The following is a 7,141-nucleotide window of genomic DNA, read 5'->3' as shown; positions in this document are numbered from 1 at the left end:
CGCCGCGTCTGCCGCTCGGCGGTTCGAAGCTGTTCATGGATCCTCCCGGTGGTGAACCCGTCGAGCCGCCAAGCACCGGGTGGGGCACGGCAGTTGGGGTGAGGCGGGCTACGGATGTTCGTCGCCCGGTACGACTGCCGAACCGGCCGGATCGTTGCCCTGACGGGGCCGGGAGCCGCCGGGTGCTCGTGCGCCGGGCGGCGCGCACGTTCCGGGGTGGTTTGATCCGGGACCCGCCGCGGCGGCGCACCTGCGGACAGGTGCGCCAAGGGTGAATGCCCGCGACTTCCCCGCCCACGGCGATCCGCGCCTGCCACTGTGATCACGGTGATCGCGCGGCGCGTCGGGCCGCGGGTCCGCAGGGTCGCGTGCTGAGGGGGGAGGGCGGGACAGTGGGGGATGCCTTCGGCGGTCCGGCCGGCCACGGAACCGGTCCGTCCGGCGCGGACGGTCCCGCCGGCCGGGGCGTGCCGCGCCATGTGGCCTGTGTGATGGACGGCAACGGCCGCTGGGCGGCGCGGCGTTCACTGCCGCGCACGGCGGGGCACCGCGCCGCGGAGACGACCGTGATCGACGTCATCGAGGCGGCGCGCTCGGCGGGCGTGGCATGGCTGAGCCTGTACGCCTTCTCCACCGAGAACTGGCGCCGGCCGGGCGCCGAGGTCGACTTCCTCATGCGGCTGGTGCGCGGCGTGGTGCGCAAGCACGCGGCGCTGCTGCACGCGCGCGGCATCCGCTGCCGCTTCCTGGGGGTGACGGACCGGCGCATTCCCGCGGCGCTGGCCCGGGACTTCGCCGACCTGATGACGCTGACGGCGCAGAACCGGGGCATGACGCTGACCGTCGCGTTCGACCACGGCGGGCGCATGGACATCGTCGAGGCGGCCCGCTCGCTGATCCGCAGCGGGACGCCCGCAGACGCCGTGACGGAACGCAGCTTCGCCGCGCATCTTCCGTTCCCGGACACCCCCGACGTGGACCTCGTCATCCGGACCTCGGGCGAGCAGCGCATCTCCAACTTCATGCTCTGGCAGGTCGCCTACGCCGAGTGGGTCTTCCCGCCGGTGCTGTGGCCCGACTTCCGGGCACCGCACTTCCTTGAGTGTCTGCACACCTACCAGCGACGCGATCGCCGCTTCGGCGGCGTGCCGCAGAACGGAGAGTCCTGACCGTGAACGACACGGACGGCACCCGGCCGGGCGGCGACGCCGCCGGCAGCCCGCGCGACGGCGTGTGGGCCGGCGACGCCGACGGGGACCCGAGGCCGCTGTTCGGCCCGGGGTCGGAGTTCGACGGGTTCTTCAACGATCCGCGCTGGGCCCTGGCCATGGTCCGCGCGACGGTCCTGGAGGCGGCGCACCCGCAGATCGGCGGGGCGCTGATCGCCAACTCCACGTTCGTCGCCCACCCTTGGCGGCGGCTGCGCAACACCATGGTGAGCCTCCAGCGGATGTTCGGGGCGGACGACGGCGTACGCGCCCGGGAGGCGGCGCGGCTGAACCGGCTGCACGACCGGCTGAGCGGCACGGACGCGCGGGACCGCCCCTACGACGCGCGGGACCCGCGGGTCCGCGCCTGGGTGGTGGCGACCCTGTTCGAGAGCACCGTCACCATGTGCCGACTGAGCGGGCAGCCGCTCGCACCGGACTCGATGGAGCGGCTGTACGCCGAGTTCCGGGCGTTCCTCGCCGCGCTGGGCGACGAACCCGGTCAACTCCCCGAGGAACTGGGCGAGTTCTGGTCGTACTACGACAAGGTGGTAGAGGAGGAGCTGGAGAACACGGAGGCGATGCGGATCATCCTGTTCAAGCTCTTCGACCATCTCCCGGCCCCGCCGCTGCTGCACGGGCTGCCCACCCTGTGGGCGGCCGGGCGGGCGGTCGCGGGTCCGGTCATCGGGTCGATCACGGTGGCCTCGCTGCCGGAGCCGTTCCGCCGCCGGGCCGGGCTGCCGGAGATGCCGGGCGCGCAGACCCTGATGCAGGGCGCCTACCTGGCCGCGGGTCTGGCCCGCTTCCTGCCCGCGGACTGGATCCAGGCGCAGGGCATCGCCGAACTGCTGGCCCTGTCCCCGGACAGCACGGACCCGCGGGCCGGCACGGTCCGTGCCCTGAGCGGCCGGATGAAGCGCGCCGGAGCCCTGCTCCGGCTGATCGCCCCCCTGCCGTTCCCGCCGGACGCCGCCGGGGAGGACGGCGCGCGGCGCGACGCCCGGGACTTCTTCCGCGAGGTGCTGGACCAGACCGGGGACGGTCATCTGGACTGGCCGGACCTCGCCGCGATGGCCCGTGAGCTCTCCGGCCGCCTCGATCTGGACGGGCCCGAGGAGACCCGGCTCTACCAGGCGTTCGCCGACTGGTGGCGGGAGTTGCAGACGAGTCTGGACACGGACGGCGACGGGCGGGTCAGCGCCGAGGAGTACGGCGCCGCGGCGCCCTCCCTGGCCGGACCCGCGCTGATCAGGGTCGCCGAGGTGCTCTTCGACGTCACCGACCGGGACGGGAACCAGAGGATCGACGCGGACGAGTACCGCGCGCTGTTCCGGACGGCGTTCCACCGGGACACCGCGGGCGCCGAACCGGCGTACACGCGCAGCGCCTTCGTCGGCGACTTCCTGTCCTTCATGTCGGGGCGCAGGCGTTCGACGCCGTACGACCCGCTGCTCGCCGACGCCTGACGCGGGCCGCGGGGCGGCGGGAGCGGGACCCCGGGGTCAGCGGTCCGGCTCCGGGGCCCGTCCGTGCGGGCCGGGGACGTGGCCCGCACGGTCACGCCCGCGACGCCCGCGCGTGGCGGCGCGGGCGTCGCGCCAAGCCGCCGCGTACTCGTGCTCCTCCAGGGTCGACTCGCGCGCGCTCTGCACCCTGCTCGGGCGGAACACGTGCGGGTGCGGGTGCGAGTGCAGGCGCTCCACCGCGTCGGCGGGCAGCGGCCGGTGGGCCGTGTCCGCGACGACGTCGTGGACACGCCGGTCAAGCCCGGCGAAGCCGCGGCAGGAGGTGCACGGCCCGCTGGGGCAGGGGTGCTCCCGCATGGCCTCCGACATGGCTTCTCCGGAGCCGGGTTGGCTCTCCGCGCGAGGGTGACCGGCCCCGGCGTCAGGCGACGAGCGCCCCGCCGCGCCCGGCGCCCGCGCGGCGGGCGCGGTGGCGCGCGATCAGGGTGTCCGCCTCGTGCAGGGCGTCCTCCGCGGTACGTGTCCCCGTCAGCGCGCACAGTCCGCGCGTGGCGTCCTCCAGCGCACGGCTGGTGATCCCCGTGGGAAGCACGTCGTGCTCGATACGCGCCGCCGCGAACCGGGCCAGCGCGACACGCAATTCCTTCTCGGCCGACAGCATCAGGACGGGTCCCCTCTCACACAGCGCGCGGCCCGCGGCCGCGCATCGACCGGCGCCCCCGCGGGAAGACCCGCCGCGCGGCTTCCGGGTGCGCCGCCCGACATCGAACTGCGCCGGGCAGACCCCCGGATGCCCCGGATCGCGGATTTCACTCCCCCGCCCACCCCGGATCGCCCGCAGGGAGTAGCGGACAGGGCGCGGGCGGGCTGCCTGTGCCCCGCCCGCCGTCCGCGCCCCGGGTCAGCCCGCGAGGGCTCAGCGGCCCGCGTACCGGGAGAATCCCCCCCTGCCGCCGGCAGCGGCGACCGCGGGAAGCCACATCGTCTGAGTGCGCTTCCGGCAGCCCTTGAAGGCCGTTCCCCGTCCCGGTGTGCCGGGCGCCGTTCGCCGCCGTCAGAGCAGGCCCGTGACCGTGACGGTCACCCGGGCCGCGGGCCGGCCGGGCTCCGCGGACGCCAAGTGCGCCTGGACGGCGGCCCGGACGGCGCGGGCCACGTCGAGCGTCCGGGTGCCGCGCCCCGCGACGACGTGGACGCCGACGTGCCAGCCGCCGCCCTCGGGACGCAGCCGGACGCCGTCGCCGGGACGGCGGGCGGGCCGTGCCGAGCGCAGCCGGGCGGCCAGGCCCGGCGCGAGGAAGGCGACGCCCGGCACCGCCTCGACGGCGGCGGCGACCCCCTCGGCGGGGGTGGGGCGAGAAACGTCCTCCGTCATACGGCTCCCCCCGCGCGCTCGTCGGGCGCCTCGTCCACGAGGTCGGTGACCCGGATGTCCACGGCCCCCAGGGACAGGCCCAGTTCGCGGTCTGCCGCCTCGCGCACGCGCCGCCGGACGCTCTCCGCGATCCGCTGGAGCCCCGAACCGGCGGGTGCGTGGATGTCGAGCCGGAGCCGGACGGCACCGCCGCCCGGCTCGTCCTCGGCGAAGACCCGGCAGGAGCCGGCGCGGACGCCCGCGACCGTCTCGGCCGCGGCACGCAGGGTGCGGGCCGCCACCGTCTCCATGATCCACAGGTCTTCGGCGGGTTCGCCCAGCGGCAGCGGCCGGCCGGGGCGCAGTTCGAGGCGGACGAGGTCCATGATCCGGCGGGTGAGGGGTTCGGCGTCGTGGGCCGGGGCGTCCGCGGCCTCCTCGCGCAGCTCCCGCACGGCCGCCTCCAGCCGGTCGAGGCCGCTCACCGCGCGGCGGCAGTGCGGGCAGGTGTCCCGGTGCCCCGCGCCGGTCCGCGCTCCGTCCGGGTGCCGTGGGTCCGGGTGCCGTGGGTCCGGGTGCCGTGGGTCCGGGTGCCGTGCGTCGTGCCGTGCGTCCGGGTGCCGTGCGTCCGCGCGGTGTTCCCACTCCGCCCAGACGTCGGCCAGGCGGCGTCCGCAGGGCAGGAGTTCGTCGTCGCCGCCGTCGGCGCGGGCGTCGTCGGGCGGGTCGGTGCGGGTGTTCATCGCCAGGCCCCCAATGCTCGTGTCAGACGGCGGCGTGCGCGGAAGACGCGCGCGCGGACGGCCTCCTGGCTGAGGCCGACCGCTTCCGCGATGAACTCGTAGGAGTGGCCGTCCAGTTCCCTGAGGACCCAGCAGGCGCGCTGCTCGGGTGAGAGGGTCTCCAGGGCCTCGCGCAGTTCACGGACGGCGTCGCGGGCCTCCGCCAGCCGCTCCGGCGAGCTGGTGTGCTCGGCCGCCGCGGGGTCCCCGGCCGACTCCAGGGGTGCCACGGGCCGACGGGAGCGCAGCACGTTGAGGCACCGGTTGGTGACGATGCGGTAGGTCCAGGTGCCGAAGGACGCCTGTCCCTGGAACTCGGGCAGCCGGCGCCAGGCGCTGATGAAGGCGTCCTGCACGGCGTCCTCGGCCTCCGCCGCGTCGCCCAGCAGGCGTGCGGCGAGCCGGATCAGGGCCGGGGCGTGGCGCTGCACGAGCACCGCGAAGGCGTCCTCGTCGCCCTCCGCCGCCCGGACCGTCATCAGTGCGTCGTCGACGGCGTCGTCGCCCGCGGGCGGCGGTGCGGTGGGTCTGCGGGCCCCCGGCACTGGGCTGCTCCTCTCGTCCGGCGTCGTCCGGTCTAGTCGGTCTCGTCCGGCGTCGTCCGGTCTCGTTCGGTCTCGTTCGGTCTGACACCGGCGCGCGCCGTCTGTGACGCACGGCTTTCGACGGCCGCCCTCCGGCGCACGGCTACTTCGCCACCGCACCGGCCCGCGGATGCGCCCCGGAGACGGATGCGCCCCCACGGCGGGCGCGGGGGCGGACAAGGGGCGCGGGGGCGGCTCGCGGCCCCCGGCGGCGTTCCGCAGAACTTTTTCCGGGCATGCGCGTCACAAGGGCGGCCGGAGCGGGTCTGAAGCCGTACAGGCATCTCAGGGCAGCAGCTCAGGCAGGAAGGACGACGCCATGACCACACAGACCACGGTGGCCACCGAGGACACGGCCGTACCCGGGACCGGCGGCGGCGCGGCGACGGGCACCACGGCCGTGGCGGGCGGCGCCACCGGCGCGGACCAGCCCGCCGCCGACCGCGGCAGGACCTCGATCGCCGACCTCGTCGTCGTGAAGGTGGCGGGCATCGCCGCCCGGGAGATCCCGGGGGTGCACGACATGGGCGGCGGGCTGTCGCGCACCATCGGCGCCGTGCGCGACCGGGTGCCCGGTGGCAGGCCCAACGTGGGGCGCGGCGTCAAGGTCGAGGTCGGCGAGCGGCAGACGGCCGTGGACCTGGACCTGGTCGTCGAGTACGGCGTGCCCATCGCCGACGTCTGCCGGGACGTGCGCGAGAACGTCATCGCGGCCGTGGAGCGCATCACCGGCCTGGAGGTCGTCGAGGTGAACATCACCGTGAACGACGTACGGCTGCCCGACGAGGAGGAGTCCGCCGCCGGAGCCGAGGCCCGCGTGGAGTAGCGGCCCACGGGCGGGAGCGGGCGGGAGCGGGAGCGGATCCAGGTGGATGTGGGAGGTGGACGGTCGTGAACGCACCGTTCGCGGGAATGATCGCGGGCATGGCACTGGCGTTCGCCGGGTACTTCGGCGGGTTCGGGGCGTTCCTGCTGGTGGCCGCGCTCGGCGGGCTCGGCTGGGCGGCGGGCCGGTGGGTCGAGGGCGGCGGCCGTGCCCGGGACGTGCGGGACCTGTTCGAGCGGGGCGGCCGGTGACCGCCGCCGCGGAGCGCGGCACCACCACGGTCACCGGCCGGGCCGTGCGCAGGATCGCCGAGCGGGCGGCGTACGAGGCACCGCCCGGCGCGGGCGCGGTCCGAGCGACGAGGAGCGCGGTGTCCGTGCGCGGGCGCCGGGCGCGGGTGGCGCTGAGGGTGACGCTCCCCTACCCCGTGCCCCTGGCGGAGACGGTCCGGGGCGTGCGGGAGCATGTGGCGGCGCGCACCGGGGAGTTGAGCGGCCTCGACGTCGCCCGCGCCCGGATCGAGGTCACCGCGCTGAGCCCCGTCGGGCCCGCTCCGGCCCCGGCGGGGGCGAAACCCTCCGGTGCGGGGCGCGCGCCCCGTCGGCTGTGGTCCGCTCGCCGGTTCCCGGTGGCCGTGCTCACCGCGTCGGCGGCCGTGGTCTGCGCGCTGCTCGCCGCCGATCTGGTCCTGGTGCGTGCCGGGGGCCGTCCGGCCGCCGCCTGGCGGGTCCGCGCCGTGGACTGGCTGGCGGCACACGGGCCGGGCGATCCGTCCGTGCTCGCGGCGGGCGTGCTGACCGGCCTGCTCGGCCTGGTGGCGGTCGTCCTCGCGGTGACGCCCGGCCTGCGCGGCCGGGCGACCGTGCGCACCCCGGCGCCCCGGGTCACGGCGGCGGTGGACCGCGGCGCCGTGGAGGG

At 76.3% G+C, this 7,141-nt stretch carries 10 protein-coding genes; 5 read left to right on the top strand and 5 right to left on the bottom strand.

Annotated features, from left to right (window positions below; translation table 11 throughout):
- Positions 1 to 491 precede the first annotated feature (491 nt).
- Together uppS and SZN_RS33955 are read left to right on the top strand one after the other, a co-directional pair.
- The gene (uppS, locus tag SZN_RS33960) at positions 492 to 1,169 is read left to right on the top strand and encodes a polyprenyl diphosphate synthase (RefSeq protein WP_244313469.1); all 678 of its coding nucleotides are present in this window, start codon (positions 492 to 494) and stop codon (positions 1,167 to 1,169) included.
- Between the two features lie 62 nt (positions 1,170 to 1,231).
- Positions 1,232 to 2,677, top strand: coding sequence for an oxygenase MpaB family protein (locus SZN_RS33955; RefSeq protein WP_043734576.1), 1,446 nt, complete (start codon positions 1,232 to 1,234; stop codon positions 2,675 to 2,677).
- 36 nt (positions 2,678 to 2,713) lie between these two features.
- Here the strand turns inward: SZN_RS33955 and SZN_RS33950 are convergent, their stop codons facing one another.
- The 5 genes from SZN_RS33950 to SZN_RS33930 form a co-directional block, all read right to left on the bottom strand.
- The gene (locus SZN_RS33950) at positions 2,714 to 3,046 is read right to left on the bottom strand and encodes a hypothetical protein (RefSeq protein ID WP_007504103.1); all 333 of its coding nucleotides are present in this window, start codon (positions 3,044 to 3,046) and stop codon (positions 2,714 to 2,716) included.
- Positions 3,047 to 3,098: 52 nt separating this feature from the next.
- A complete protein-coding gene (locus SZN_RS33945) occupies positions 3,099 to 3,341 on the bottom strand; it encodes a DUF5133 domain-containing protein (RefSeq protein ID WP_043734571.1) in 243 nt (80 codons plus the stop codon).
- 390 nt (positions 3,342 to 3,731) lie between these two features.
- Entirely contained in the window at positions 3,732 to 4,052 is a 321-nt protein-coding gene (locus tag SZN_RS33940) for an Asp23/Gls24 family envelope stress response protein (protein WP_007504099.1), read from the bottom strand.
- Positions 4,049 to 4,774 (bottom strand): Asp23/Gls24 family envelope stress response protein, encoded by a 726-nt coding sequence (locus SZN_RS33935; protein WP_007504097.1) that lies wholly within the window; start codon positions 4,772 to 4,774, stop codon positions 4,049 to 4,051. The genes SZN_RS33940 and SZN_RS33935 overlap by 4 nt, the downstream gene beginning before the upstream one ends.
- On the bottom strand, positions 4,771 to 5,358 hold the full coding sequence (locus SZN_RS33930; protein ID WP_007504095.1) for an RNA polymerase sigma factor: 588 nt from the start codon (positions 5,356 to 5,358) through the stop codon (positions 4,771 to 4,773). Before SZN_RS33930 ends, SZN_RS33935 begins: the two co-directional genes overlap by 4 nt.
- Positions 5,359 to 5,716: 358 nt before the next feature.
- On the opposite strand from SZN_RS33930, the gene SZN_RS33925 reads away from it, so the two are divergent.
- The 3 genes from SZN_RS33925 to SZN_RS33915 all read left to right on the top strand — a co-directional run.
- Positions 5,717 to 6,223 carry an Asp23/Gls24 family envelope stress response protein gene (locus SZN_RS33925; protein ID WP_007504093.1) on the top strand — a complete coding sequence of 169 codons (507 nt, stop codon included), beginning with the start codon at positions 5,717 to 5,719 and terminating at the stop codon, positions 6,221 to 6,223.
- Positions 6,224 to 6,288: 65 nt separating this feature from the next.
- The gene (locus SZN_RS33920; RefSeq protein ID WP_007504092.1) at positions 6,289 to 6,474 is read left to right on the top strand and encodes a hypothetical protein; all 186 of its coding nucleotides are present in this window, start codon (positions 6,289 to 6,291) and stop codon (positions 6,472 to 6,474) included.
- Positions 6,471 to 7,141: hypothetical protein (locus SZN_RS33915; protein ID WP_007504089.1), on the top strand; the 671-nt coding region annotated here is incomplete at its 3' end. The genes SZN_RS33920 and SZN_RS33915, both read left to right, overlap by 4 nt.

This window comes from Streptomyces zinciresistens K42 (genome assembly GCF_000225525.1).
Lineage (GTDB): Bacteria > Actinomycetota > Actinomycetes > Streptomycetales > Streptomycetaceae > Streptomyces > Streptomyces zinciresistens.
Note: the sequence above shows the minus strand (reverse complement) of the source record. Positions and strands in the feature narration are given on the sequence as shown.

Bases quoted from the DNA above. Each gene is read 5' to 3' on its own strand.
- uppS (WP_244313469.1), top strand. From the start codon at position 492: ATGGACGGCAACGGCCGCTGGGCGGCGCGGCGTTCACTGCCGCGCACG.
- SZN_RS33950 (WP_007504103.1), bottom strand. From the start codon at position 3,046: ATGTCGGAGGCCATGCGGGAGCACCCCTGCCCCAGCGGGCCGTGCACC.
- SZN_RS33940 (WP_007504099.1), bottom strand. From the start codon at position 4,052: ATGACGGAGGACGTTTCTCGCCCCACCCCCGCCGAGGGGGTCGCCGCC.
- SZN_RS33935 (WP_007504097.1), bottom strand. From the start codon at position 4,774: ATGAACACCCGCACCGACCCGCCCGACGACGCCCGCGCCGACGGCGGC.
- SZN_RS33925 (WP_007504093.1), top strand. From the start codon at position 5,717: ATGACCACACAGACCACGGTGGCCACCGAGGACACGGCCGTACCCGGG.